Source organism: Tardiphaga sp. 839_C3_N1_4 (assembly GCF_051811045.1).
Taxonomy (GTDB): domain Bacteria; phylum Pseudomonadota; class Alphaproteobacteria; order Rhizobiales; family Xanthobacteraceae; genus Tardiphaga.
Window position 1 is genome coordinate 2,625,589 of sequence record NZ_JBPWQD010000001.1, and the last position, 25,847, is coordinate 2,651,435.

Annotated in this window: 19 protein-coding genes; 6 read left to right on the forward strand and 13 right to left on the reverse strand. The window is 62.1% G+C overall.

The genetic code is table 11. The features are described from left to right. Positions 1-12: 12 nt before the first annotated feature. Together AB8A38_RS12585 and AB8A38_RS12590 are read right to left on the reverse strand one after the other, a co-directional pair. On the reverse strand, positions 13-1,914 hold the full coding sequence (locus AB8A38_RS12585) for an extracellular solute-binding protein (RefSeq protein ID WP_439086197.1): 1,902 nt from the start codon (positions 1,912-1,914) through the stop codon (positions 13-15). A gap of 234 nt (positions 1,915-2,148) precedes the next feature. After that, complete coding sequence (locus AB8A38_RS12590) at positions 2,149-2,697, reverse strand: c-type cytochrome (protein WP_068736206.1); 549 nt, start codon at positions 2,695-2,697, stop codon at positions 2,149-2,151. Positions 2,698-2,906: 209 nt separating this feature from the next. Here AB8A38_RS12590 and AB8A38_RS12595 point away from each other — a divergent pair, with 209 nt between their 5' ends. Both AB8A38_RS12595 and AB8A38_RS12600 read left to right on the forward strand, forming a co-directional pair. Then, on the forward strand, positions 2,907-3,647 hold the full coding sequence (locus AB8A38_RS12595) for a 3-deoxy-manno-octulosonate cytidylyltransferase (protein ID WP_439086198.1): 741 nt from the start codon (positions 2,907-2,909) through the stop codon (positions 3,645-3,647). Positions 3,648-3,692: 45 nt separating this feature from the next. Next, positions 3,693-4,541: a prephenate dehydratase gene (locus AB8A38_RS12600; RefSeq protein ID WP_315844351.1), complete on the forward strand. Its 849-nt coding sequence runs from the start codon at positions 3,693-3,695 to the stop codon at positions 4,539-4,541. Between the two features lie 6 nt (positions 4,542-4,547). Here AB8A38_RS12600 and AB8A38_RS12605 read toward each other — a convergent pair whose 3' ends face one another. The 3 genes from AB8A38_RS12605 to AB8A38_RS12615 form a co-directional block, all read right to left on the reverse strand. Continuing rightward, positions 4,548-4,958, reverse strand: a complete 411-nt coding sequence (locus AB8A38_RS12605) for a YciI family protein (protein ID WP_439086199.1) — start codon at positions 4,956-4,958, stop codon at positions 4,548-4,550. A 77-nt stretch (positions 4,959-5,035) separates the two neighbouring features. Then, positions 5,036-5,479 (reverse strand): VOC family protein, encoded by a 444-nt coding sequence (locus AB8A38_RS12610; protein ID WP_439086200.1) that lies wholly within the window; start codon positions 5,477-5,479, stop codon positions 5,036-5,038. Between the two features lie 42 nt (positions 5,480-5,521). Continuing rightward, entirely contained in the window at positions 5,522-6,538 is a 1,017-nt protein-coding gene (locus AB8A38_RS12615; RefSeq protein ID WP_439086201.1) for an LLM class flavin-dependent oxidoreductase, read from the reverse strand. A 420-nt stretch (positions 6,539-6,958) separates the two neighbouring features. Between AB8A38_RS12615 and metF the strand changes: the two genes are divergently transcribed. From metF to AB8A38_RS12630, 3 genes are all read left to right on the forward strand, one after another. Further along, entirely contained in the window at positions 6,959-7,858 is a 900-nt protein-coding gene (gene metF, locus AB8A38_RS12620; protein ID WP_439086202.1) for a methylenetetrahydrofolate reductase [NAD(P)H], read from the forward strand. Positions 7,859-7,862: 4 nt separating this feature from the next. Next, positions 7,863-11,708: a methionine synthase gene (gene metH / locus AB8A38_RS12625; protein ID WP_439086203.1), complete on the forward strand. Its 3,846-nt coding sequence runs from the start codon at positions 7,863-7,865 to the stop codon at positions 11,706-11,708. Positions 11,709-12,939: 1,231 nt separating this feature from the next. Further along, entirely contained in the window at positions 12,940-13,191 is a 252-nt protein-coding gene (locus AB8A38_RS12630) for a hypothetical protein (RefSeq protein ID WP_315840952.1), read from the forward strand. Positions 13,192-13,278: 87 nt separating this feature from the next. On the opposite strand, the gene glpK is transcribed toward AB8A38_RS12630, so the two are convergent. The 8 genes from glpK to AB8A38_RS12670 form a co-directional block, all read right to left on the reverse strand. After that, on the reverse strand, positions 13,279-14,778 hold the full coding sequence (gene glpK, locus AB8A38_RS12635; RefSeq protein WP_439086204.1) for a glycerol kinase GlpK: 1,500 nt from the start codon (positions 14,776-14,778) through the stop codon (positions 13,279-13,281). A gap of 86 nt (positions 14,779-14,864) precedes the next feature. Further along, positions 14,865-16,067 carry an FAD-dependent monooxygenase gene (locus AB8A38_RS12640; protein WP_439086205.1) on the reverse strand — a complete coding sequence of 401 codons (1,203 nt, stop codon included), beginning with the start codon at positions 16,065-16,067 and terminating at the stop codon, positions 14,865-14,867. Between the two features lie 130 nt (positions 16,068-16,197). Next, entirely contained in the window at positions 16,198-16,968 is a 771-nt protein-coding gene (locus AB8A38_RS12645) for an SDR family NAD(P)-dependent oxidoreductase (RefSeq protein ID WP_439086206.1), read from the reverse strand. A 215-nt stretch (positions 16,969-17,183) separates the two neighbouring features. Continuing rightward, complete coding sequence (pimD, locus tag AB8A38_RS12650) at positions 17,184-18,326, reverse strand: pimeloyl-CoA dehydrogenase small subunit (RefSeq protein WP_439086207.1); 1,143 nt, start codon at positions 18,324-18,326, stop codon at positions 17,184-17,186. A gap of 222 nt (positions 18,327-18,548) precedes the next feature. Next, a complete protein-coding gene (pimC, locus tag AB8A38_RS12655; protein ID WP_089261586.1) occupies positions 18,549-19,736 on the reverse strand; it encodes a pimeloyl-CoA dehydrogenase large subunit in 1,188 nt (395 codons plus the stop codon). Between the two features lie 28 nt (positions 19,737-19,764). Next, positions 19,765-20,952, reverse strand: coding sequence for an acetyl-CoA C-acyltransferase (locus AB8A38_RS12660; RefSeq protein ID WP_439086208.1), 1,188 nt, complete (start codon positions 20,950-20,952; stop codon positions 19,765-19,767). Continuing rightward, the gene (gene pimA, locus AB8A38_RS12665) at positions 20,949-22,634 is read right to left on the reverse strand and encodes a dicarboxylate--CoA ligase PimA (RefSeq protein ID WP_439086209.1); all 1,686 of its coding nucleotides are present in this window, start codon (positions 22,632-22,634) and stop codon (positions 20,949-20,951) included. The genes AB8A38_RS12660 and pimA overlap by 4 nt, the downstream gene beginning before the upstream one ends. 89 nt (positions 22,635-22,723) lie before the next feature. Continuing rightward, positions 22,724-24,811 carry a 3-hydroxyacyl-CoA dehydrogenase NAD-binding domain-containing protein gene (locus AB8A38_RS12670; RefSeq protein WP_439086210.1) on the reverse strand — a complete coding sequence of 696 codons (2,088 nt, stop codon included), beginning with the start codon at positions 24,809-24,811 and terminating at the stop codon, positions 22,724-22,726. A 161-nt stretch (positions 24,812-24,972) separates the two neighbouring features. On the opposite strand from AB8A38_RS12670, the gene AB8A38_RS12675 reads away from it, so the two are divergent. Then, complete coding sequence (locus tag AB8A38_RS12675; RefSeq protein ID WP_315840944.1) at positions 24,973-25,839, forward strand: IclR family transcriptional regulator; 867 nt, start codon at positions 24,973-24,975, stop codon at positions 25,837-25,839. The last annotated feature ends 8 nt before the right edge of the window (positions 25,840-25,847 follow it).

The window sequence follows — 25,847 nt, forward strand, 5'->3', positions numbered from 1 at the left end:
GCGATGTGCTCCTCAAGAGCGCTTGCCGATCTTGGCGGCCTTGTCGGCGTCGTACCACCAGATGGCGGGGAAACCCGACTGCCCGTATTTCGGTGGCTCAGGCGGACGACCGAAGCGATCCCAGCGCGCGGTGCGGACCTTGTTGTAGGTCCATTGCGGCACCACGAAGTTGTTCCACAGCAGCACACGATCCAGCGCCTTGGTCGCAGCGACGAGATCGTTGCGGTCCTTGGTGAAGATCACGCGATCGATCAGCTTGTCAATCGCAGGATTCTTGATGCCGACGATGTTGCGCGAGCCGGCCATATCGGCAGCCTGCGAACCCCAGAATTCACGCTGCTCGTTACCGGGCGACAGCGACTCCGGCCAGGACGACACGACGATGTCAAAATCCCAGGTCCGCAGCCGGTTCTCATATTGCGTGGCATCGATGGTGCGGACCGACACGCCGATGCCGAGACGTTCCAGCGACGGCTTGAAGAACAGCATCACGCGCTCGAAAGAGGGATCCTCGCCGAGCAATTCCAGCTCAAACGGCGCACCGGTCTTGGCATTGACCAGTTTGCGATCACGGACTTCGTAGCCCGCTTCCTTGAACAATTGTAGCGCTTCGCGAAGATTGCCGCGCACATTTTCAGCACTGCCACCGACCGGATTCGTATAGGGCTTGGTGAAAACCTCCGGCGGCACGTCGGCACGCACCGTCTCCAAAATCTCCAGCTCCTTGCCTTCCGGCAGACCGGATGATGCCAGTTCGGTGCCGTCGAAATAGCTGGAGATGCGCTTGTACTGGCCGAAGAAGATCTGCTTATTCATCTCCTCGAAGTCGAACGCATAGTTCAGCGCGCGGCGAACACGCGCATCCTTGAACTTGTCGCGGCGGATGTTGAGGGCGAAGCCCTGCATGATGCCCGACGAGCGGTTGAGGAATTCTTCGAGGATAACGCGCTTCTCGGCAACTGCAGGAAAGTCATAGGCCGTCGCCCAGTTCTTGGCGCTGTTCTCGGTGCGCCAATCGACCTGATCGCCCTTGAAGGCTTCGAGCGCGACGGTGCCGTCACGGAAATACTCGTAGCGCAGCTCATCGAAATTATTGCGACCGACATTCACGTTGAGGTCGCGGCCCCAATAGTCTTTCACGCGCTCCACCGACACCGAACGGCCCGGCACGAACTCCTTGATGCGATAAGCGGCACTACCGAGCGGCGTCTCAAGCGTGGTGCTGCCGATGTCGCGCTTGGCGCCGGAAGCATTGGTGCCTTCCCACCAATGCTTGGGCAGCACGGTCAGCTGGCCGACGATCTGCGGCAGTTCACGGTTGCCGGGCGCATCGAAGGTGAATTTGATCTCGCGCTCGCCGACCTTCTCGGCCTTCACCACATGGCGGTAATATGCGGAATATTGCGGGTGATACTTCTTGAAGGACTCCAGCGAGAAGATCACATCCTCCGGAATCACCGGCTTGCCATCATGCCACCTGGCATTCGCACGCAACCGATAGGACACCCAGGAGTAATCCTCGGGATGGCTGACGGCTTCCGCGAGCAGGCCATATTCGGTCGAGACCTCGTCCAGTGATCCTGTCGTAAGGGACTCGTAGATCAGCCCGACGGCGCCGGCGATGTTGCCCTTCACGCCGGCCACCGCGATGTTGAAATTGTCGAAGGTGCCGATCGCGATCTGGCGGACGGTGCCGCCCTTAGGCGCTTCCGGATTGACGTAGTCGAAGCGCTTAAAGTCCGCCGGATACTTGATCTCCCCGAACAGGGACAGCGCATGGCGCCATTCTGCACCTTTTGCCGCAGACTGGGCACTTGCTGCATCGATGACGGAGAGGCTGCCCACACCACCGATGACAGGGGCAAGTGCGGCGAAGGCGCTGGTCTGGAGAAGGCGGCGTCGGGAAATCGTCAATGTGCTGAATCCTGTGAACCGAAGCAGTCTATTAGAACGGTCATATAAGGCGAGGGTTCGACCGATTATGCCGGCTTTTCCGCAGGATACCACCCGTCACGCTGGTTGCATCCTAACGCGTTGCGGCCAAACGTCCCGCTTAAGCTTTGGTAATGCAGATACGAAAACGGCCAGGCTGAGCCTGGCCGTTTAATCGATGATAAATTACCAAGGAACAGCGTTACGACACCGTCCTCATTTCGCTGCAGTGGGCAGCGGCACGGGCTTATCGGCGAGAGTTGCCAGATAGGCGATCACGTCGGCGCGCTCGCTATCCTTTTGAATGCCGGCGAAGCCCATGGCCGTGCCCGGCACGGTGCCCTTCGGATTGGCGATGAACTTGTTCAGCTCCTCGAAGGTCCAGGTGCCGCCCTTGGCCTTCATGCCCGCCGAGAAGTTGAACCCGGCCTTGCCTTCACCCACCTTCTCATTGACGACGCCGAACAGGTTCGGGCCAACGCGGTTCGGGCCACCCTTTTCGAATGTATGGCAGGCGGCGCACTTCTTGGCTGCGGTTGAGCCCTTCTCGACCGAAGCCGTCTGCAGCAGCTTCTCGATCGGTTCGGACGGCGCGGCAGCGGCCTTGGCACCGCCGGCAGCCTCTTCCTTCACGGCGATATCAAAACCGGGCTTTTCCATATGCTTCGGTGAAAACACGGCCTGGGCGGTGAAATTCGTCACCATCAGGACCAGGCAGGTGCCGAGAATGGCGCCCATAATCTTGTTGAGTTCGAAGGAGTCCATAGTCGAAAAGCCCCACGCCGTTTTAGGTCATTGGAAGGCCGCTCCAACGGCCTCGACACACTCAGGAATCACGTTCCTGCGGCCCTCGGGCCTGCCGTTTTGAGATAACGGTTTGCCCATCCTCTGGCAACCCGTATAAACGCCGCGCCCTTTGATGTGCATCATACTTTTTCGGGGGGAAGATCACTGGAATCCAAGCCGATTTTGCCATGACAGACAGACGCACCCTGGTGCTCATTCCCGCCCGGATGGCGGCCACCCGCCTGCCCGGCAAGCCGCTGCTCGATATTGGCGGGCTGCCGATGATCGTGCATGTGGCGCGACGCGCCAAAGAGGCCGGTCTGGGCCGTGTGGCCATCGCCACCGATACGGCCAACATCGCGGACGCCGTTAAAGCCCACGGTTTCGAGGCGGTCATGACCTCCCCGGACCACCCGTCGGGGTCCGACCGGATTTTCGAGGCCCTGTGCAAGCTCGACCCGGCCGGACACGTCCAGACCATCGTCAATGTTCAAGGCGACCTGCCCACCATTCCGCCGGGCGACATTAGCGCCGCGGTGCGCCTGCTCGACGACCCCGCGGTCGACATCGCGACCCTGGCGACCGAGATCCACAAGGATGACGAACATACCAATCCGAGCGTGGTGAAGCTGATCGGATCGCGGGCCGGTCCCGACCGGCTGCGCGCACTGTATTTCACCCGCGCCACGGCGCCCTATGGCGACGGGCCCCGCTACCATCATATCGGGCTCTACGCCTATCGGCGTGGCGCGCTCGAGGCCTTCGTCAAGCTCGCCCCCTCCACGCTGGAGGTCCGCGAAAAGCTCGAACAGCTGCGCGCACTCGAAGCCGGCATGCGGATCGACGCCGCCATTGTCGATAGCGTCCCGCTCGGCGTCGATACCCCCGCGGATCTCGAAACTGCCCGCCGCCTGCTGGCAAAAACCTGAGCGACTGATACAAGGCCCGCCATGACCATTCCCAAAAATCAGATCATGAAGATCGCATTCCAGGGCGAGCCCGGCGCCAATTCCCATATCGCCATCGTCGAGGCATTTCCGAATGCCGAGCCGCTGCCCTGCGCCACCTTCGAGGATGCGCTGGCCGCGATCACCTCGGGCGAGGCCGATCTAGGCATGATCCCGATCGAGAACTCGATCGCCGGCCGCGTCGCCGACATCCATCATTTGCTGCCGCAGTCAGGCCTGCATATCGTCGGTGAGTGGTTTCTGCCCATTCACCACCAGATGATGGCGCTGCCCGGCGCGAAGCTCACCGACATCAAGACGGTGGAAAGCCATGTCCACGCGCTCGGCCAGTGCCGCCGCATCATTCGCAAGCTCGGCATCAAGGCCATTGTCGCGGCTGACACTGCGGGCTCGGCCCGCGCGATTGCCGAACGCGGCGACAAGAGCTGCGCCTCGCTGGCCTCGCGGCTCGCGGCAGATATCTACGGGCTCGAAATTCTCGCGGAGGACGTCGAGGACGAGGATCACAACACCACGCGTTTCGTCATCCTCTCCAAAGACGCCAAATGGGCGCCGCAGGGCTCCGAACCGCTCGTCACGTCTTTTGTATTCCGCGTCCGCAACCTGCCCGCTGCGCTCTACAAGGCGCTTGGCGGTTTTGCCACCAACGGCGTCAACATGACCAAGCTGGAAAGCTACATGGTCGACGGTGAATTCTTCGCCACGCAGTTCTATGCCGATGTCGACGGTCATCCGGATGACCGCAGCCTCGCTTTCGCGCTTGAAGAATTGAAGTTCTTCTCACGCGAATTCAGGATCGTCGGCGTCTATCCGGCGCATCCGTTCCGCGCGACTTTCGGCGAGCCGACGTCGTAAGCAATTTCAGGGCGACGCCGGCCTGACATGATCGGTCAGCGCATGCGTCGCCGCCATCGGCGATCCCGGCAGGAATAACTGAACCGGCCGGATCTCATAGACCGCAGTCGGATTGACGCGGCGCAGATCGCGCGCGGTCGCGATGGCGTCCTCGCGGGTGGCGCGATCGACCACATAGAAGCCGAGCAACTGCTCCTTGGTCTCCGCAAAGGGCCCGTCGATGACGACGCCTGCACCGGGTCCGCGCAGGGTGAATGCACCCTTGGTGCCGCCGAGCCGCGCAGCCGGACCCATCTGGCCATCGGCTGTCAGTTTCTCGTGAATCTCGTGAAGACCAGCCATCACGGCAGTGTCCTGATCGGCCGTCCAGGACACGATAACGTCTTCGACGTGATAGGCCAGGATTGCATAGAGCATGGGTTATCCTCTGTTTCTTGGTGGCGCCGCCTCAAGGACGTTTCCGCAGTCCCGATTCCGACATTCCTCTCGAAACCTTACGACGCCTTGCAGATCGACGCATCCACCGCAACCAGCTCGACGATATTGCCGTCCGGATCCGTGACATAAATGGAGCGCCAGCCGATCCATCGGTGTTCGTAGGTGTTCGGCTTGAGACCCGCTTTCGTCAGGGCATCGAGAGCCGGCTGATAGTCCGATAACGCAATCTCCAGCGCAAAGTGATGCAGAGTGGGCGCCCGCAAATCGGGAGCGAGCCACTCCGTGTCATCACGATTGGACGGCTGATCAGCCCGGAAAAGACCAATGATGCGGTGATGGCCTTCAAAGCCATCCTCCACTTTGAGAAATACAATCCGATCGTCGAAGGCGCGCAGCAGACTAAGGCCTAGAACATCTCGATAGAAACTGATCGCGCGCGGCATATCGCTGACACGCAAAACGACTTCGCCAAGGCCACGCGGCGTCACCAGAGGTGCCATCATCCCCTCCTATTGTCGCGGCGCTCGCTGACCTCGCTGCGCCTAGGCTGCTGCTCTCTGCAATTGAAATACATCCGCCAACAGATCATAGGATCGCTTCCGCGCCTCATGATCATACATCGCGGTGATGACCATCAACTCATCGGCCTGGCATTCGCTGATCAGCGGCTGCAGCTTTTCCATGATTGTCGATGGACTGCCGACGAACAACCGTGAGCGATTGCGCGCGATCTTCATTTTTTCGCTGTCGCTATAAGGATAGGCCAGCGCCTCTTCGATACTCGGCAGCGGCGCATATTCGCCGCGGTCGCGGCGCAGGCGATTGAGATCGGCTGACGAGGCGAGACGCTCGGCCTCGGCATCCGTCTCCGCACAAATCACTGCGACGGCGAGAATCGCATGCGGCGCCTGCCGCCAGCCGGAGGACTTGAAGCGCGCACGATAATGCACCATCGCGTCGGCCGCATCATGGGATGCGAAATGATGCGCAAAAGCGAAGCCCATGCCGACCTGCGCCGCGAGATCCGAACTGTAGTCGCTGGAGCCGAGCAGCCAGAGCGGCGGCAGTGGCACGTCATTCGGCATCGCCACAACGTTGTTATAGGGATGACCTTCCGGGAATTGCCGCGTCTCCCACAGTACCAGTTCGCTCAGTCGCTCAAGGAAATCATCGCCCTCGCGGCCGGCAAGACGGTTGCGCAACGCATAGGCTGTTGCGCCATCAGTGCCCGGCGCACGGCCAAGGCCGAGATCGATCCGGCCGGGAAACAGCGCCTCCAGCATCTTGAAGCGCTCGGCCACCATCAGCGGCGCATGGTTCGGCAGCATCACGCCGCCGGAGCCGACGCGAATCTGCTGCGTTACCGCGGCAATCTGCCCGATCATGATCTCCGGTGCCGGGCTCGCGACCGACGCCAGATTGTGATGCTCGGCCAGCCAGTAGCGGACATAGCCGAGGCGATCGGCATGTTTGGCCAGATCGATGCTGTTACGGAGCGCACCCGCGGGCGGCGTGCCTGACGTGACGACCGAGAGGTCGAGAATGGACAATGGGATCATGGCGGCAAGCTAGTGCCTGCGCTGGAGAGGGCAAAGAGCGTTCTGGGCGACACACCCCTCCCCTCAAGCTAGCGGCAAAAGAGGGCGCAAACCGTGGGACATACTGAGCCATAATTTCATACCGATACTACCTGCCCACATTTAGAAAACATCCTCTAAGCAACCATCTGGAGCTAAAATAAGCAAAATATGCGCGTATTTGGACGAACACGACGGCGAGTCCCCTCTGCCCACACATCGAGAAAACCTTGAGATTATCTGGGTTTTAAAACCGATGTTGGGCCAATTCCCACCCCAAAACGGCTCAGGATGGGCTATCTGAATGCCGAACCTAAGCTATCTTGTGCAGTGCGGCCAAAGTCCCCGGGCTTGGCGCTAGAGACAACCGGTACCGCTAATCATGCGGTGGAGTTCGACGCGATGACCGAGATCAACCCGGCCACCCCCACCAAGCTTCCCAATATCTCCTTCGAGTTCTTCCCGCCGAAGACCGAGGAGATGGACCGCACCCTGTGGGACACCATTGAGCGCCTGGCGCCGCTGAACCCGTCCTTCGTGTCGGTGACCTATGGCGCTGGTGGGTCGACGCGCGAGCGCACCCACGCCACCATCGTCCGTCTGCTCAAGGAGACCGCCCTCACCCCGGCGGCGCATCTGACCTGCGTCGGCGCGCCGAAAAGCGAAATCGACGATGTCGTGACCCGCTATCATGAGGCCGGCGTTCGCCACATCGTGGCCCTGCGCGGCGATCCGACCACGGGCATCGGCACGGAATATATACCGCACCCCGACGGTTACAAGACCTCCGCCGACCTGGTCGCCAGTATTCGTAACCGTTATCCCGATATCGACGTCACCGTCTCCGCCTATCCGGAGAAGCATCCGGAGAGCGCCGACTTCGATGCGGACATCGATACGCTGCAGGCCAAAGTCGATGCCGGCGCGACCCGCGCCATCACCCAGGTGTTCTTCGATAACGACCTGTATTTCCGCTACCTCGACAAGGTCCGCTCCCGCGGCATCGATATCCCGGTGCTGCCCGGCATCATGCCGATGCATAATTTCAAGCAGGCGAGAGCCTTCGTCACCCGTGCTGGCACCACAGTGCCCGACTGGCTCGCCGCCAAATTCGACGGCCTAGATCACGATGCCGAGACTCGCAAGCTGGTGGCTACCACCGTCGCCGCTGGCCAGGTGCAGAAACTCGCCAAGCAGGGCGTCTCCGATTTCCATTTCTACACGATGAACCGCGCCGATCTCGTTTTCGCCATTAGTCACCTGTTGGGCTTCCGGCCGAACGGCGCGCAGAAAGCTGCCTGATCTCATGACCGTACCCGTTTCGCCGAAGCGTACCGAACTGCTTGCCGCCGCTGCCGAGCGCATTCTCGTGCTCGACGGTGCTATGGGCACCATGATCCAGGGCCTTCAATTCGACGAGGCCGCATTCCGCGGTGAGCGCTACAAGGATTTCCACCGCGACCTCCGCGGCAACAACGACCTGTTGATCCTCACCCAGGCCGACGCCATCGAGAACATCCACGCGCAATATCTGCGCGCCGGGGCCGATATCGTCGCCACCAACACCTTCTCCTCGACCTCGATCGCACAGGCCGATTACGACCTGCAGGACATCGCCTATGAGATGAGCCGCGAAGGCGCGCGTCTCGCCAAGAACGCTGCCATCACGGTCGCCGCCGAGGACGGCAAGCCACGCTTCGTCGCCGGCGCCATCGGGCCCACCAACCGCACCGCCTCGATCTCGCCGGACGTCGCCAATCCCGGCTATCGCGCGGTGACCTTCGACGATCTGCGCATCGCCTATAGCGAGCAGATCAACGGTTTGCTCGACGGCGGTGCTGATCTCTTGCTGGTCGAGACCATCTTCGACACGCTGAACGCCAAGGCCGCGCTCTATGCCATCGCCGAAATCTGCGAAGCGCGCGGCATCGACGTGCCGGTGATGATCTCCGGCACCATCACTGACAAATCCGGACGCCTGCTGTCGGGTCAGATGCCCGAAGCGTTTTGGAACTCGGTGAAGCACGCCAGGCCCGCGACCATCGGCTTCAACTGCGCCCTCGGCGCCGAAGACCTGCGCGCGCATATCGCCGACATCGGCCGCGTCGCCGACACGCTGGTCTGCGCCTATCCGAATGCCGGTCTGCCCAACGAATTCGGCCAGTATGACGAAAGCCCTGAATTCATGGCCGGGCTGATCGGCGAGTTCGCCGCCAGCGGCCTCGTCAATGTGGTCGGCGGCTGCTGCGGCACCACGCCGGACCATATCGCGGCCATCGCCAAGGCCGTCGCGCCGCACAAGCCGCGCGTTGTACCGGAGATCGCACCGCTCCTGCGCCTGTCAGGTCTCGAGCCGTTCGAACTGACCTCGGCGATTCCCTTCGTGAATGTCGGCGAGCGCACCAACGTCACCGGCTCGGCTAAATTCCGCAAGCTGATCACCGCCGGCGACTACACCGCCGCGCTGCAAGTGGCGCGCGATCAGGTCGAGAACGGCGCGCAGGTCATCGACGTCAATATGGACGAAGGCCTGCTCGATTCCGAAGCGGCGATGGTCGAGTTCCTCCATCTCGTCGCCTCCGAGCCGGACATCGCCCGCGTGCCGGTGATGGTCGACTCGTCGAAATTCAATGTCATCGAAGCCGGCCTGAAATGCGTTCAGGGCAAGCCGATCGTCAATTCGATCTCGATGAAGGAAGGCGTGGAGAAATTCATCCACGAGGCCAAGATTGCGCAGCGCCACGGCGCCGCCGTGGTCGTGATGGCATTCGACGAGGTCGGCCAGGCCGACACGTTCGCGCGCAAGACCGAGATCTGCAAACGCGCTTACGACATTCTGGTCAAAGAGCTGAACTTCCCGCCGGAAGACATCATTTTCGATCCGAACATCTTCGCCATCGCGACCGGCCTCGAAGAGCACAACAATTACGGCGTCGACTTCATCGAGGCGACACGCTGGATCCGCCAGAACCTGCCGCATGCGCATATTTCCGGCGGCGTCTCCAACCTGTCGTTCTCGTTCCGCGGCAACGAGCCTGTGCGCGAAGCCATGCACTCGGTGTTCCTGTATCACGCCATCAAGGCGGGCATGGACATGGGCATCGTCAATGCCGGCCAGATGATCGTCTATGACGACATCGATCCCGAGCTGCGCCAGGTCTGCGAGGACGTCATCCTCAACCGCGATCCCGGCGCCTCGGAACGGCTGCTCGAACTCGCCGAGAAATTCCGCGGCCAGACCAAGCAGGCGAAGGAACAGGATCTCACCTGGCGCGAATGGCCGGTGGAGAAGCGGTTGAGCCACGCGCTGGTGCACGGCATCACCCAATATATCGACGAGGACACCGAAGCCGCGCGCCTGACCGTGGCGCGCCCGCTGCATGTCATCGAAGGCCCGCTGATGGCCGGCATGAATATCGTCGGCGATCTCTTTGGCGACGGCAAGATGTTCCTGCCGCAGGTGGTGAAGTCGGCCCGCGTGATGAAGCAGGCGGTGGCCTACCTGATGCCGTTCATGGAGCAGGAGAAGGCCGACAATCTCGCCGCAGGTATCACCGGCGATGGCCGCAAGAATGCCGGCAAGATTGTGCTCGCGACCGTGAAGGGTGACGTCCACGACATCGGCAAGAACATTGTCGGCATCGTGCTCCAGTGCAACAATTTCGAGGTCATCGATCTCGGCGTCATGGTGCCGGCATCGAAGATCATCGATACCGCCAAGGCCGAAGGCGCCGACATCATCGGACTTTCGGGCCTGATCACGCCGTCGCTCGACGAGATGACATTTTTGGCCGGCGAGATGGAACGGCAGGGTCTGAAGATGCCGCTGCTGATCGGCGGCGCGACGACCAGCCGTGTCCATACGGCGGTAAAGATCGATCCGAACTACCGCGCCGGCGCTGTGGTGCATGTCAACGATGCCAGCCGCGCCGTCGGTGTTGCCTCGTCACTGCTGTCGCCTGAGAAGAGCGTCGCCTATGCGGCCGAGGTGCGGGCCGATTACGCGAAGATCTCGGCGGCGCATTTCCGCGCCCAGCAGGACAAGAAGCGCCTCTCGCTCATCGCAGCGCGCGCCAATGCGCATGTCGCGGACTTCAGCAAGACGGTGCGCAAGCCGACCTTCCTGGGCATCCGGACTTTCAGCGATTATTCGCTCGAAGAACTTGCTGCCTATATCGACTGGACGCCGTTCTTCCAGACCTGGGAACTGTCCGGCCGGTTCCCCGGTATCCTCACCGACAGCGTGGTCGGCGAAGTCGCGACGTCGCTCTATGCCGATGCGCAGAAGATGCTCAAGCAGATCGTCGAGGAGAAGTGGTTCACGGCGAAGGCAACCATCGGCTTCTGGCCGGCCAATGCCGTGGGCGACGATATCCGCCTCTATGCGGATGACACCCGCTCAACCGAGATCGCAAAGCTGCATACGCTGCGTCAGCAGCTCGAGAAGCGCGAGGGTCGCTTCAACGCTGCGCTCTCCGACTTCATCGCGCCAGAGTCGTCGAACGTGCCGGACTATATCGGCGCCTTCGTGGTCACCGCCGGTATCGGCGAGGACATCATCGCCGACCGCTTCAAGAATGCGAATGACGACTACTCCTCGATCCTGTGCAAGGCGCTGGCCGACCGTCTCGCCGAAGCCTTCGCCGAGCGCATGCATGAACGCGTCCGCAAGGAGTTCTGGGCCTATGCGCCGGACGAGGCCATCACGACCGACGACCTGATCCTGGAGAAATATCAGGGCATCCGCCCTGCTCCCGGCTATCCCGCGCAGCCCGATCACACCGAGAAGGCGACGATCTTCAAACTGCTCGATGCGGAGAATACCGCGGGCGTGACACTCACCGAAAGCTACGCCATGTGGCCGGGATCGTCGGTGTCCGGGCTCTATTTCAGCCATCCGGAGAGCTACTATTTCGGCGTCGGCAAGATCGAGCGCGATCAGGTCGAGGAATATGCTGATCGTAAGGACATGAGCGTCACCGAGGTGGAGCGCTGGCTGGCGCCGGTGCTGAACTACATTCCGGGTGCCGGTGCCGAGCCTGCGCCGGTCGCCGTACCAGCGCCGGCCAATGACGAACTCGCGACCCATCCGCCGGGATGTAACTGCGCGGTGCATCTGATGTATCGCGGCAAGAAGGTCGGAGCGAAGTAGATAAGTCCTGATTGAGACGCGCCACTTGGTGATGATCTGCGCTCTCTCCACACGTCATGGCCGGATGGCGCGAAGCGAGCTTCGCGATGCTCTCAGGTCTACCACCACGTCATGGCCGGGCTTGTCCCGGCCATCCACGTCTTATGTCCCTTGCGGCCAAGGCGTGGATACCCGGCATTCGCCGGGCATGACGGCGGGGTGTGGGGTGACGACGGAGCGTCACGTTGCGTCCGATTCAACTGTCAAACAGCCACGGTGCTCCAGACATGCGTCATCGCCCCCATTGTTTGCGGCGCGGGGGCGCCGTCGTGTTTCGCATTCCCACCCTCCCTTGAGAGGGCGTGCGGAATGCCGGGTGCCCGTTGCACCCTTGGGCCTGATGCGATGCGGTCTTCCGCAATTGTGAGTGCATCAGGACTTTCGGAGGCGCCGAGCAAAGTGCCCGACGTTCCGCATACGGTGTTTTTTCAGCCTGCTTGCACTTTGCCTTGGCGAACGGTCCGATCACCAAAATGATGGTCCCACGGCGGAGGGACAGGGAGCCTCAAGCGAGTAAGCCGGACGCGTTTTGACTTGGTCGTCCGTCACACTGTCCAGAGGTCTTTCCATCGCAAGGTCGGCCGTCTCCTTGCCAGTGGCAGTGCTGGCGCAGATCCGTCCTGCCCGAAGACAGACGTCACCCCCAAACCGCGTAACGCCGCATCTCCGGCGTCCACCGCATCCCACCCCGCGAACGTGACGATCGCGATCGCCCCTCTCGGTGGGGCAGGACGAAGGGGAATATAAACCTTGTGGGGATGTTGTCAACGGAGAATAGGAAAAAATGTTTGACCTCGGCTATGCCCGCCCCACCCTCGTCATTCCGGGGCGCGGCGGGCCCTTGCCCGGACGCGAACCCGGAATCTCAGCATGGGAGTCTCTGGTCTGCGCCAAACACTCTGAGATTCCGGGTTCGCACTACGCGGCTGCGCCGCTTCGTGCGCCCCGGAATGACAGTGGAAACTCAGAGCTCGTGCTCTCGGCTTCGCTGAGACCCCGCCCTCAGGCAAACCAATAGGTTTGCCGGGGAATGACAAGCGACAGCTTCACCTGTCGCCATCCGCGCCCACCACACGTCTCGCGGTTACTCCTTATGACTGCCGCGAAATGATCGTTTCAACCGCCTGGCAATGGAACAAAGCGGATGACCATAGCTTGTTGCCTGCGCAATGTTTGCGTTTGGAGGGTTGAAATGAAACGTACCATGATCGCGGCAGCGGCGGCGGGGCTCCTGGGTCTCGGCTTGATGCTTCCAGCGAACGCCATGCCGGTCGGTGGGCTTGCGCCTGCGAGCACCGCCAGCGACATCATCCAGGTTCGCGGTGGCCATGGCGGCGGACATCACGGCATGCATCGCGGCGGGCGTGGACATCACTACGGCTGGGGCCGCGGACGCGGCCATCACTATGGATGGTCGCGCGGACGACACCGCGGCTGGCGCTAACGAACAACAACAGGCGCGATCAACCTGACATAAACATCATGAAGAGCCGCCTGCACGGGCGGCTCTTTCTGTTTCGCGAGCAAATTTTCAATCTTTGCCCGGATCGCTCGCCAATACGCCCTTCACCGCCTGCGCCCAGCCCTTTAGTTTCCGCGTGCGTGTGGCTTCGCTCATGGCCGGCTTGAAGCGGTGTTCGAGCCGCCAATTGTCGGCGAATTTGGCAGGCTCGGGAAACACGCCGGCCGTGAGACCGGCGAGATAGGCGGCGCCCAGTGCGGTGGTTTCCTGAATCATCGGACGGTCGACCGGCGCGTTCAAGAGATCGGCGAGACGCTGCATGGTCCAGTCCGATGCTGTCATGCCGCCATCGACGCGCAGCACCACGGTGGCGGCGGAGACATCGGGCCAGTCGGCGCGCATCGCTGCATAGAGATCCCGTGTCTGGTAGCAGACGCTCTCCAGCGCGGCATGGGCGAGTTCTGCCGGGCCGGTGTTGCGCGTGAGACCGAACAGCGCGCCCCGCACATCGGGATTCCAGTAGGGCGCACCGAGGCCGACAAAGGCCGGTACCAGATAGACCGACTGCGAGGAATCGTTCTGGTCGGCGAGCGGACCGCTTTCGGCAGCGCTCTTGATGATGCCGAGCCCGTCGCGCAGCCACTGCACGGCGGAGCCGGCAACGAAGATCGAACCTTCCAGCGCATAGGTCCGCACGCCATTGAGCTGATAGGCAACCGTGGTGAGCAGCTTGTTCTTCGATTGCACCGGCGTCGTGCCGGTATTGAGCAGTGCAAAGCAGCCGGTGCCGTAGGTGGACTTGATCATGCCGGGCGCGAAACAGGCCTGCCCGATGGTCGCCGCCTGCTGATCGCCGGCAATGCCACCGATAATGATCGTGCCGCCGAACAGATCGGTGCTGCCAAAATCCGACGAGGAGTCCTGTACCCTGGGCAGCATCGCCTTGGGCACGCGCAGCAGCTTCAGCAGTTCGTCATCCCATTCGCCGGTGTGAATGTTGAACAACTGCGTGCGCGAGGCATTGGTGGCGTCGGTGGCATGCACTTTTCCCGCCGTCAGCCGCCACAGCAGATAGCAATCGACGGTGCCAAACAGCAATTCGCCGCGCTCGGCGCGGTCGCGCGCACCGGGGACATGATCGAGAATCCACGCCACTTTCGTTCCGGAAAAATACGGGTCGATGATCAGGCCGGTCTTTTGCGTGATCAACGGCTCTTGGCCGTCGGCCTTCATCTGCGCGCAGATCTCGGCCGTGCGGCGGTCCTGCCAGACGATGGCGCGGTGCACGGCCTGGCCGGTCACGCGATCCCACACCACCACCGTCTCGCGCTGATTGGTGATACCGATGGCGGCAATATCCTTCGCGGTCACGCCAGCCTTCGTCATCGCCTCGCGGCAAACGGCCAGCGTCGAGGTCCAGATATCCTCGGGCTCATGCTCGACCCAGCCGGAGGCCGGGAAATGCTGCGGGAATTCCTGCTGCGCGGAGGCCGCGATCGAGATGTCGGCGCGGAAGATCATCGCGCGCGAGGATGTGGTGCCCTGATCGATGGCCATCACGAAAGACATAGGCGTTTCTTCCCGAAAGATTGTGGTCGCGTTGTGTTGGGAGGGGCAGGCAACCGGATTAGCGCAAGCGCGTCAAGCGGCGGCGGTCAGGTCGCCGAGTCGATCATCATGACCAGAGCGGACGCGACCATCGCCAGTTCGCGCGGCAGCGTCTCGCGGGCCCGCCGCACCATGCCCTCGCCGAGCCGGCCGAAGAAACGTGCCCAGCGCTGCGCGCGCCAATACAGCGAATTCTCGACAGTGACTGAGCGCAGCTTGAACGCCTTGCCGGTGGCCCAGGCGTCGCATTCCAGCTTCAGAGGATCGGCGTAATATTGCGCGATCTTGTCGGCGCCCATGCCATCGGTCGCGAGCCAGTTCGGGATGTGCACGCTGCAAAGCTGCGCGACATCCGTGAACACCTTGTCGGTGCCGCAGCCGCTGCCGGGGCATGGCGACGCAAACGCATCGCCCACCAGCACGACACCCGGCTGGACCACATTGTCGCTCTCATAGAGATCGATGGGGCGGATCCTGATATCGCCGGATATCTTGTAGTCACCGATCAGCGCACGCAGCTTCGGCAGACAGGCGTCAAGCGCCGCCTCCGGCGTCCGGCGCATCTGGCGAATCCAGGGATCGTCAGTCTCGCGATAGACGAACAGGTTGCCGCGCATCGTGTCGCCGATCGGGAACAGCGTGACATAGGCGGTGCGATGAACCGTGGTTTCCGCGAAATAAGTCAGCGCGGGAAATGCAAAGCGGTCGCGACCGACCGGCGCAATATCGAAGCCGACCGAGATCGAATGATTGGCCGAGATGACCGGGCGGCCGATATTGAGCTGATTGCGCAGGCTGACGCTGCCGCCATTGGCGAGAATGACGAGGCGCGCAGAAATCTCCTCGCCATTGGACAGGCCGATGGTCTGGCGATCATCGGATGTGGCGATCGACGTCGCCTTGGCGTGAATGGTCTCGACAGATGACGGGATCTGGCCACGCACGGTGTTGACCAGCGTGTCGTAGAGAAAGCCGTGCTGCTGGCTCGGGCGCTTGTCAATCACGCGCCCGAAACGCGCGATCCAGATCTCGTCGTCATGGGTGGCGGCGCCGAGCACCGCATCGACAAGACCTGTCTTGCGCAGCCGTTCAAGCTGGACGCCGCCGCTGATCTTCTCACAGCGGAGTTCGGGCGGATGGACCTGATGCGGCTCGATCAGTATCGCAGACACACCGGCGCGACCGAGTATCGCCGCAGCCGTCGACCCGGCGAGGCCGCCACCAATGATCGCGATATCCGTCTGCCGCACGGGAACTCTCCAGCTGCGGCTATCCGTGCGCCCGAAATGTTAAAAAACGGGAAAGGATTGAGGCAGGCGGCAAGTGGCTACCGGTTTGTTTCCGACGGTTTCAGACTACCGGAAGCGGAAAAGCGGGACATTACACCGACGCCGTGGTCACGCCGCCGTCGATGACGATGGTCTGGCCGGTCATGAAGGTGGAGGAATCCGAGCCGAGATAGGCGACGGCGCCGGCGATCTCATGGGGCTCGCCGATCCGGCGCAGCGGCGTAGTCGCCGTGCGGCGCTTGAGATTGGCCTCGTCTTCCCACAGGGCTTTCGCGAAGTCGGTCTTCACCAGACCCGGCGCGATGCAATTGACGCGCACGCCCTTGGGTCCCCATTCGCCGGCGAGGCTGCGGCACAGGGCGAAGTCGGCGGCTTTCGAAATACCATAGGCGCCGATCACCGTCGAGCCGCGCAGGCCGCCGATGGACGAGATGATCACCACGGAGCCGCGGCCGCGCTCGGCCATCGCCGGGATCGCCTTGGCGCAGAGCCAGATGTTGCTCTTGACGTTGGAGCCCATGATCTTGTCGAAGGCTTCATCCGCAATATCGAGCAGCGGGCCGTAATAGGGATTCACCGCAGCGTTGCAGACCAGAATATCGATCGGGCCGTAATGCTTCACGGTGCCGTCGATCAGCGCTTCGACTTCATCGCGGCGCGAGATGTTGCAGGGAATGACATGGGCATCGCCGCCATTGGCCTTGATGCCATCGACCACGGCCTGACAGGCATCGGCCTTGCGGCTGGACACGACAACCTTGGCACCGAGCTGCGCCAGCAGTTCCGCGGAGGCCTTGCCGATGCCGCGGCTGGAGCCGGTGATAACCGCGACCTTGCCGGTGAGGTCGAAGGGATTTTTCACGGGCGGTCTCCTGTCTGTTGATTGAAGTGGCGGCGGCGCGCGGTGCCCTCGCCCCGCTTGCGGGGAGAGGGTGGCGTGGACGAAGTCCGCAACGGGTGAGGGGGACTCTCAGCGAGCTCGGAGCGTATGGAGAGCCCCCCTCACCCGTCACTCACATGCTTCGCATGTAAGTGACGACCTCTCCCCGCAAGCGGGGAGAGGTTAGCAGGCAAGCCCTACTCCGTGATCCCGCCCGCCTGCGCGACGCGGCGCAGGTGATAATCGGCATCGCCGAACTGCTGCTCGATCATGGTCAGCCGCTTGAAGTAGTGGCCGATCTTGTACTCCATGGTCACGCCGACGCCGCCATGCAGCTGCACGCCGCCCTGGCCAACGAAGCGCGCGGAGCGGCCGATCTGCACCTTGGCAGCGGCGACCGTCTTGGTGCGTTCGTCGAGATCGGTGAAGCTCGATGCCATCGAGGCCAGGAACGACATGCTGCGCGCGGTTTCCAGCGCGGTGAACATGTCGGCCGCACGATGCTGCAGCGCCTGGAACGAGCCGATGGCGACGCCGAACTGCTTCCGCTCCTTGATGTATTCGACGGAGATCTTCAGTGCCTCTTCCATCGCGCCGACCGCTTCGGCACACAGTGCGATGCGGGCGTCATCGACGACCTGATTGACAATCGACAAGCCATCCTCGGCATTGCCGATCGCGGCGTCAGCGCCGACCTCGACATTGTTCAGCTTGATATCGGCGGCGCGGCTGCCATCCTGCGTCTCATAGCCCTTGATGTCGACGCCCTTGGCATTGGCCGGCACCAGGAACACACCGACGCCCTTGGCATCGCGCTGGCCACCAGCGGTGCGCGCGGTGACGATCAGCGTATCGGCAGTGTCGCCGTGACCGACGACGAACTTTTCGCCGGACAGCACATAGCCCGAACCGCTCTTCTTCGCCGATGTCACGACGTCACCGAGATCGTAGCGCGAGTCGCGCTCGACCTGCGCGAAGGCCAGCGTCTTCGAACCGTCGATCACGCCTGGCAGATGCGCGGCGCGCTGTTCGGCCGAGCCACGGCGCAGGAAGCCGCCGCCGAGCACCACCGTGTCGAGATAGGGCTCGACGACGAGATTGCGACCCAGTGCTTCCATCACGATCATGGTCTCGATCGGACCGGCGCCGAAGCCGCCGTCGTCTTCCGAGAACGGCAGACCGAGCAGACCCTGTTCGGCGAACTTGCCCCAGACATCGCGGCTCCAGCCGCCCTTCTCAGCGCGGTACTTCTTGCGGACCTCGAAGTCGTAAGACGATTTCAGCAGGCCGTCGACGCTGTCCTTGAGGAGGCGTTGCTCCTCCGACAAATCAAAATCCATGGTCTTTCTCTCTCGGATCGCGCGTAACGCGCGTGTGAATGTGTTTGAGCTCCCTAACCTCTCCCCGCTTGCGGGGAGAGGTCGAAGGCGAGCGAAGCGGAGCCTTCGGGTGAGGGGGACTATCCGCGGGCACCGAGCCGGCGGAGGCTCCCCCTCATCCGGTCCGAATGCGCTACGCGCAATCGGACCACCTTCTCCCCGCAAGCGGGGAGAAGGAAGAAATCACAGCCCCAGCACCGCTTTCGCGATGATGTTGCGCTGGATCTCGTTGGAGCCGCCATAGATCGACACCTTGCGGTAGTTGAAATAGGTCGGCGCGATCGGCGAGGCCCAGTCGCCCTCCTCGTTCTGCCCCTCGCCTTCCGGCATGAACGGCAGTGCGAACGGGCCAGTGACTTCGAGCAGCAGCTCGGTGAGCGTCTGCTGGATTTCCGAACCCTTGATCTTGAGGATCGAGGAGGCCGGATCCGGCTTGCCCTTGCCGTGCTTGCCTTCGGCCGCGACGACGCGCATCTGCGTCAGTTCGAGCGCCTTGAGCTCGATCTCGGTAGCCGCGAGCTTCTGGCGGAACTGCGGATCCTCGATCAGCGGCTTGTCACCGGACATCACGCTGGACGCCAGCTCCTTGATGCGGCGGATGCGTTCCTTCGACATGCCGACGCGCGCGATGTTGACGCGCTCGTTGCCGAGCAGGAATTTGGCGTAGTCCCAGCCCTTGTTCTCTTCACCGACGAGATTCTCGGCCGGCACCACGACCTCATCGAAGAACACTTCGTTGACTTCGACGCCGCCATCGATGGTCTGGATCGGGCGAACGGTGATGCCCTTCGACTTCATGTCGATGAGGATGAAGGAGATGCCCGACTGCTTCTTCGCATCGGGGTCGGTGCGGCAAAGGCAGAAGATCCAGTCGGCATGCTGCGCGAGCGTGGTCCAGGTCTTCTGGCCGTTGACGATATAGGTATCGCCCTTCTTCTTCGCCGTGGTCTTCAGCGACGCCAAATCCGAACCCGAACCCGGCTCCGAGAAACCCTGGCACCACCAGTCGTCCATATTGGCGATGCGCGGCAGGAAGTGCTTCTTCTGCTGCTCATTGCCAAAAGTGTAGATCACCGGGCCGACCATGTTGACGCCGAACGGCAGTGGCGGCGGCGCGGGGGTCTTCTGCAATTCTTCCAGGAAGATGTACTGCTTCGCCGCGCTCCAGCCAGTGCCGCCATATTCCTGCGGCCAATGCGGGACGGCCCAGCCCTTCTTGTTGAGCGTGCGCTGCCAGTTCACCAGGTCGTCCTTGCTGGTGTGATGACCTTCCTGCAGCTTCTTGCGCACCGCCGGGTCGAGGCTTTCGCGGAAAAAGGTGCGCACCTCGTCGCGGAATGCTGTTTCTTCTTTGCTGAAGCTCAGATCCATCGGATCCTCCTTGTGAGCAGATTTGTAATTAGTGAACGATTTCGAGCAGGCCGGCGGAGCCCATGCCGCCGCCGACGCACATAGTGACGACGGCATATTTCGCCTTGCGGCGGCGGCCTTCGATCAGCGCGTGACCGGCGAGACGTGCGCCCGACATGCCATAGGGATGGCCGACCGAGATCGCGCCGCCATTGACGTTGAGCTTCTCCGGATCGATGCCGAGCTTGTCGCGGCAGTACAGAACCTGCACGGCGAAGGCTTCATTGAGCTCCCAGAGATCGATGTCCTCGATCTTGAGGCCATGACGCTTCAAGAGGCGCGGCACGGCGAACACCGGACCGATGCCCATTTCGTCCGGCTCGCAGCCGGCGGAAACGAAGCCGCGGAAGATGCCGAGCGGCTTGAGGCCCTTCTGCGCAGCAAGCTTGTCGCTCATGATCACGGTGGCGCTGGCGCCGTCCGAGAGCTGCGAGGCATTGCCGGCGGTGATGGTGAAGCCGTCGCCGCGCACAGCCTTCAGGCCGGCGAGACCTTCCGCGGTGGTTTCCGGACGCGGACCTTCATCCTTCGACAGCGTGATGTCCTTGAACGAGACTTCGCCGGTCGCCTTGTCGACGACGCCCATCTTGGTCGCGATTGGCGCCAGTTCGTCGTTGAACTTGCCGCCCTGCTGCGCGGCTGCGGTGCGGCGCTGGCTCTCCAGCGAATACTCGTCCTGGCGTTCGCGCGAGATGTTGTAGCGCTTGGCCACCGTCTCGGCGGTGTCAAGCATCGGCATATAGACGTCGCCCTTGATCTTCATCAGTTCGGGATCGACGGTGTGGAACTTGTTGGCGTGCTCGTTCTGCACCAGCGAGATCGACTCGCCGCCGCCGCCAACCGCGATCTCGACGCCGTCGAAGATCACCGAACGCGCGGCCAGCGCAATCGCCTGCAGACCCGACGCGCACTGGCGATCGATGGTGGTGCCGCCAACCGTGACCGGCAGGCCAGCGCGCAGCAGCGCCTTGCGTGCGATATTGCCGCCGGTCGCGCCCTGCTGCAGGGCTGCGCCCATCACCACATCTTCGACTTCCTTGGGATCGATGCCGGCGCGCTTGACGGCATGCTCGATCGCATGGCCGAGCAGCGTTGCGCCTTCGGTGGCGTTCAATGCGCCGCGAAAGGCCTTGCCGATCGGCGTACGGGCGGTGGAAACGATAACGGCTTCGGTCATGGGCGAGATCCTCCGGAGGCGGTTTGTTGATTCATGATGGGCGTGGGTTGCAGGCCACGCAAGGCGTGACGCGACAGTTTTCCGACCGCAGTGCGCGGCAAATCGTCGACGAATTCGACCATCGCCGGCAGTTCATGCTTGCCGAGCTTGCCGGCGAGAAATGCGCGCAACTCTTCGATGGTAAACGGCGCTGCGCCATTACGCAGCTTGATGAAGGCCTTGGCCGCTTCGCCGCGATATTGATCGACGACACCGATCACGATCACTTCCTGTACAGAGGGGTGTTCGTAAATCGCCTGCTCGATCATCTGCGGATAGACGTTGAATCCGCCGGAGATGATCATGTCCTTCTTGCGATCGACCAGATAGAAGAAGCCGTCTTCGTCCATATAGCCGATATCGCCGGTGAGGAAGCGATCGCCGACAAATGACTCGGCACTCTCCTGCGCGCGGTTCCAGTAGCCTTTGGTGACGTTCGGCCCCTTGATGCGGATTTCGCCGGTTTCGTTGACGCCGAGCACCCTGGTCGGGTCATCGAGTGACACCACGTCAATCTCGATCCCCGGTAGCATCAGGCCGATCGATCCCGGCTTGTCGAGGCCACCTGGCGGATGGCTGGTGCCGGGCGAGCAGGTTTCGGTCATGCCCCAGCCGCTCTTCAGCGACAGGCCGGTCTTGCGTTCGAACAGACGTGCCACCTCGTCCGGCAGTGGGGCGCCGCCGGAGGCCGCCGAGGCCAGCGACGACAGATCGCGCGTTTCCAGCGACGGATCGCCGGCGATGGCGATCCACATGGTGGGCACGCCAGGAAATACAGTGGCTTTCTTCTTCTCGATATCGTCGAGCACGCGGCTGACATCGAAACGCTGATGCAGCGAGATGATGTCGCCGAGGCTGATACGGCTCAGCAGGATCACCGTCAGCGCATAGATATGAAACAGCGGCAGCACGCAGATGACGCGCTCGATCCGATTGCGCTTGGCCCGCGCCGGCGCGCCCCACATATTATAGATCGAGACCGCCGAGGTGAGATTGCCGTGGCTGAGCATCGCGCCTTTCGGCAAGCCGGTGGTGCCGCCGGTATATTGCAGCAGCGCGACGTCATCCGGCGAAATCTCCGGCCACTGCGCCGGCGGTGTCGCGCCCGCGGTGAAATTGCGGAAGGTGACGATCGCGGGATTTTCCGGTAGCGGCAGCTGCGGATTGTTCACCGCGCCCCAGTCGTCGTCTTCACAGACGATCAACCTATCGAGCAGGCCCTTGTCGAGAAACTTCAGCGCCATCGGCAGCAACGCCGCAAGGTTGCTCGTCACGAGCACGCGTGCGCCGGAGTCTTTCAGCTTGTGCGACAGCGCGATCTCGCCATCGAGCGGCGACAGATGCACGAGACGCGCGCCGGCCTTGAGGCCACCGAAGAAGTGGACCGGATGATCCGGCGTATTGCCAAGGAAGATGCCGATGGAGGAGCCTTTGCCGTAGCCGGCGCGCATCAGCGCGGCGGCAATAACATCGACGCGCGCCTGCAGGTCGTTGAACGAGATTGGCTGATCACGAAATTCGATGGCGGTGCGGTCGCCATAGCGAGCGGCCGCGTTCGCCAGCAAGCCCGGCAGCGTGCCGCGTGCAATGGGTGCGTCCCAAGTGACACCGGGTGGGTAATGCTGCTCGCCGGGATGGGTCATTGAGTAGCCTGCTTACGTAGGGAAGGCACAATGCCAATGTCTCCTCCCCACAAGGGGGAGAAGAACAGGCAGCGTCCGTATCATCTCGATCAACCAGCCTTCGCCAGCGACGCGAAGGTCTTGCCTTCATCGGCGAGCTTCTTCAGCAGCGCGGCCGGCTCCAGCGACGGATCGTTGGTCTGCTTGGCGTAGAACTGCAGGCGCTCGACGATCTGCTTGAGGCCGACCTGATCGGCATAGAACATCGGGCCGCCACGATAGATCGGCCAGCCATAGCCATAGAGCCAGATCACGTCGATATCGCTCGGACGCGATGCGACCTTCTCTTCGAGGATGCGGGCACCCTCGTTGATCATCGGATACATCATACGTTCCAGGATTTCCTGATCGCTGACCGCGCGACGGGTCAGGCCCAGGCTCCGGCAGGTATCGTCGATGAGCTTCTCGACGTCCGGATCCGGCACCGGCGCGCGGGAGCCGGCTTCATACTTGTAGTAGCCCTTGCCGGTCTTCTGGCCGAAGCGACCGGCTTCGCACAGCGCGTCGGCGATCGGCGAGGTGATGCCGCGATCCTTGCGCGAGCGCCAACCGATATCGAGGCCGGCGAGATCGCCCATGGCGAACGGACCCATCGGCATGCCGAACTTGGTGACGACGGCATCGACCTGCTGCGGCAGCGCGCCTTCAAACAACAGCTTCTCGGACTGCTTGGAGCGGGCCGCCAGCATGCGGTTGCCGACGAAGCCGTCGGAGACGCCGACCACGGCCGGGACCTTGGCGATCTTGCGCGCGACGGCGACAGCAGTGACCAGCGCATCCGGAGCCGTCTTGTCGGCGCGAACGATTTCGCACAGCTTCATGACATTGGCCGGCGAGAAAAAGTGCATGCCGAGCACGTCCTGCGGTCGCTTGGTGACAGCCGCGATCTCGTCGATGTTCAGATACGAGGTGTTGCTGGCGAGGATGGCGCCCGGCTTGGCATAGGCATCCAGCGCGGTGAACACTTCCTTCTTGATCGCCATGGTTTCGAACACGGCTTCGATCACCAGATCGACGTCCTTGACGTTTTCGAGACCGACGACACCGTTGATCAGTGCCATGCGCTTGGCCGGCGCGTCGGCAGGAATGCCGCCACGCGCTGCAGTCGCCTCATAGTTCTTCTGCATGATACCGAGACCACGCTTGAGCTGCTCCTCGCCGGTCTCGATCAGCGTGACGGGAATACCGGCATTGGCGAAGGACATCGCAATGCCGCCGCCCATGGTGCCGGCGCCGATGATGGCGACGCGCTCGACCGGACGCGGCTTGACGCCTTCCGGCACGTTCTGAACCTTGGCAGCTTCTCGTTCTGAGAAGAACGCGTAACGCTGCGCCTTCGACTGATCGTCGGCGACCAGCTTGAGGAACATCTCGCGCTCCTTCTTGAGCGCCTCATCGAATGGCACATCGAGCGTCCAGCTCACAGCTTCGGCGCAGGCCAACGGCGCGTTCATGCCGCGGTTCTTCTTGTTGGCGGCTGCAGCCGCATTGGTGAAGATGGTGCGATCGGCGCGCGCGGCGGCGAGCTTGGAATCGTCATTGCGCAGCAGACGCAGCGGACGCTTCTCGGCAATCACCTTGCGCGCAAAAGCTTCTGCGCCCGAGGCCGGGCCTTCGACGATCTCTTCGATCAGACCGTTCTTCAGGGCTTCGGATGCGCTGATCGGATCGCCCGTGACGACCATCTTGACGCCGAGCTCCGGACCGACCGCGCGCGGCAAGCGCTGCGTGCCACCGGCGCCGGGCAGCAGGCCGAGCTTCACCTCGGGCAGGCCGAGCTTGGCGTCTTTTGTCGCCACACGGAAATGACAGCCGAGCGTGAGCTCAAGGCCGCCGCCGAGCGCGGTGCCATGGATCGCGGCGATCACCGGTTTGGAACAATTCTCGATTTCCGAAATGACTTCGCTCAATCCAGGCGACTGCGGCGGCTTGCCGAATTCAGTGATGTCGGCGCCAGCAACGAAGGTACGGCCTGCGCATGCGATGACGATCGCCTTCACGGCAGGATCGGCAGCGGCCGTTTTGACGTTCTCAAAAATGCCGCGGCGAACCGCCGCACTCAGCGCATTTACAGGGGGAGAGTTGATCGTGACGATGGCGACTTCATCATGACGTTCAAGCTTTACGACATCGCTCACGGCATTCTCCTTGGCTACGTTTACTGGTCTGATTTTCTTAGTTTCGCACTGCGAAATTTAATTCCACATCTTGACACGGAGGGTTATTTTGAAGAGCGTCCCTTGTCAACGAGGGCCGTGGTGCAATCGTATGAAACTGACAAAACCAAATTTTGGGAAGCATGAAACGTCCAGCGAAGAATGTGGCGACAGATCGCAATTTCGTCGTCGCATTGGCTCGCGGCCTGGATGTCTTGCGTGCATTTCGCCCCAATGACGGGCTTCTCGGCAATCAGGAGATTGCCGCCCGCACCAAATTGCCGAAGCCAACCATCTCGCGATTGACTTACACACTCACGAAGTTGGGCTACCTTACACCTGTGCCACGCTTCGAGAAGTATCAGCTCGCGCCAGCAGCTATGGCCCTGGGGTATGCTGCACTTGCGAACTTGGGCGTTAAGCATCTCTCGGAATCGTTTCGCGACGAATTGATGCGGCAGACCGGCGGTGCCTGCGCAGTAGGCGCGCGCGATCGGTTGAGCATGATCTATTTTGGACAGAGCAGATCGAGTCTCACCGTCGGCGTTCAACTCGACGTCGGCTCGCGCATTCCCATTGCAACCACGGCGATGGGCCGCGCGTATTTCTGGGCGTTGCCGCCGGAAGAACGCGCCCAATTATTGCGCGAATTCCGCGAACACTACGGACATCGCTGGTCGAAGATGCGCGACGGCCTCGAACGCGCAGGCGAAATGGTCGCGCGCCACGGCTTCGTCATCTCGGCTGGCGAGTGGCAGGACGATGTGCACGCTGCCGGTGTCGCGATGACATTGAATGACGGCACCGGTCCATATGCCTTTAATTGCGGCGCGCCCGCGTTTCGTTTCACGGAAGAGCGCTTGCTCAACGATATTGGACCTCGGCTGTTGACGATGGTAAGGAACATCGAAGCGGCGCTCGGGGGAGCAGCTGCGCCACAATCAAAAAAACTCGACAGCAAAAAAATCAAATCAGGAGGGAAAGTTGCACGTATTGTTGAAGGGCTCTGACAGCCTTC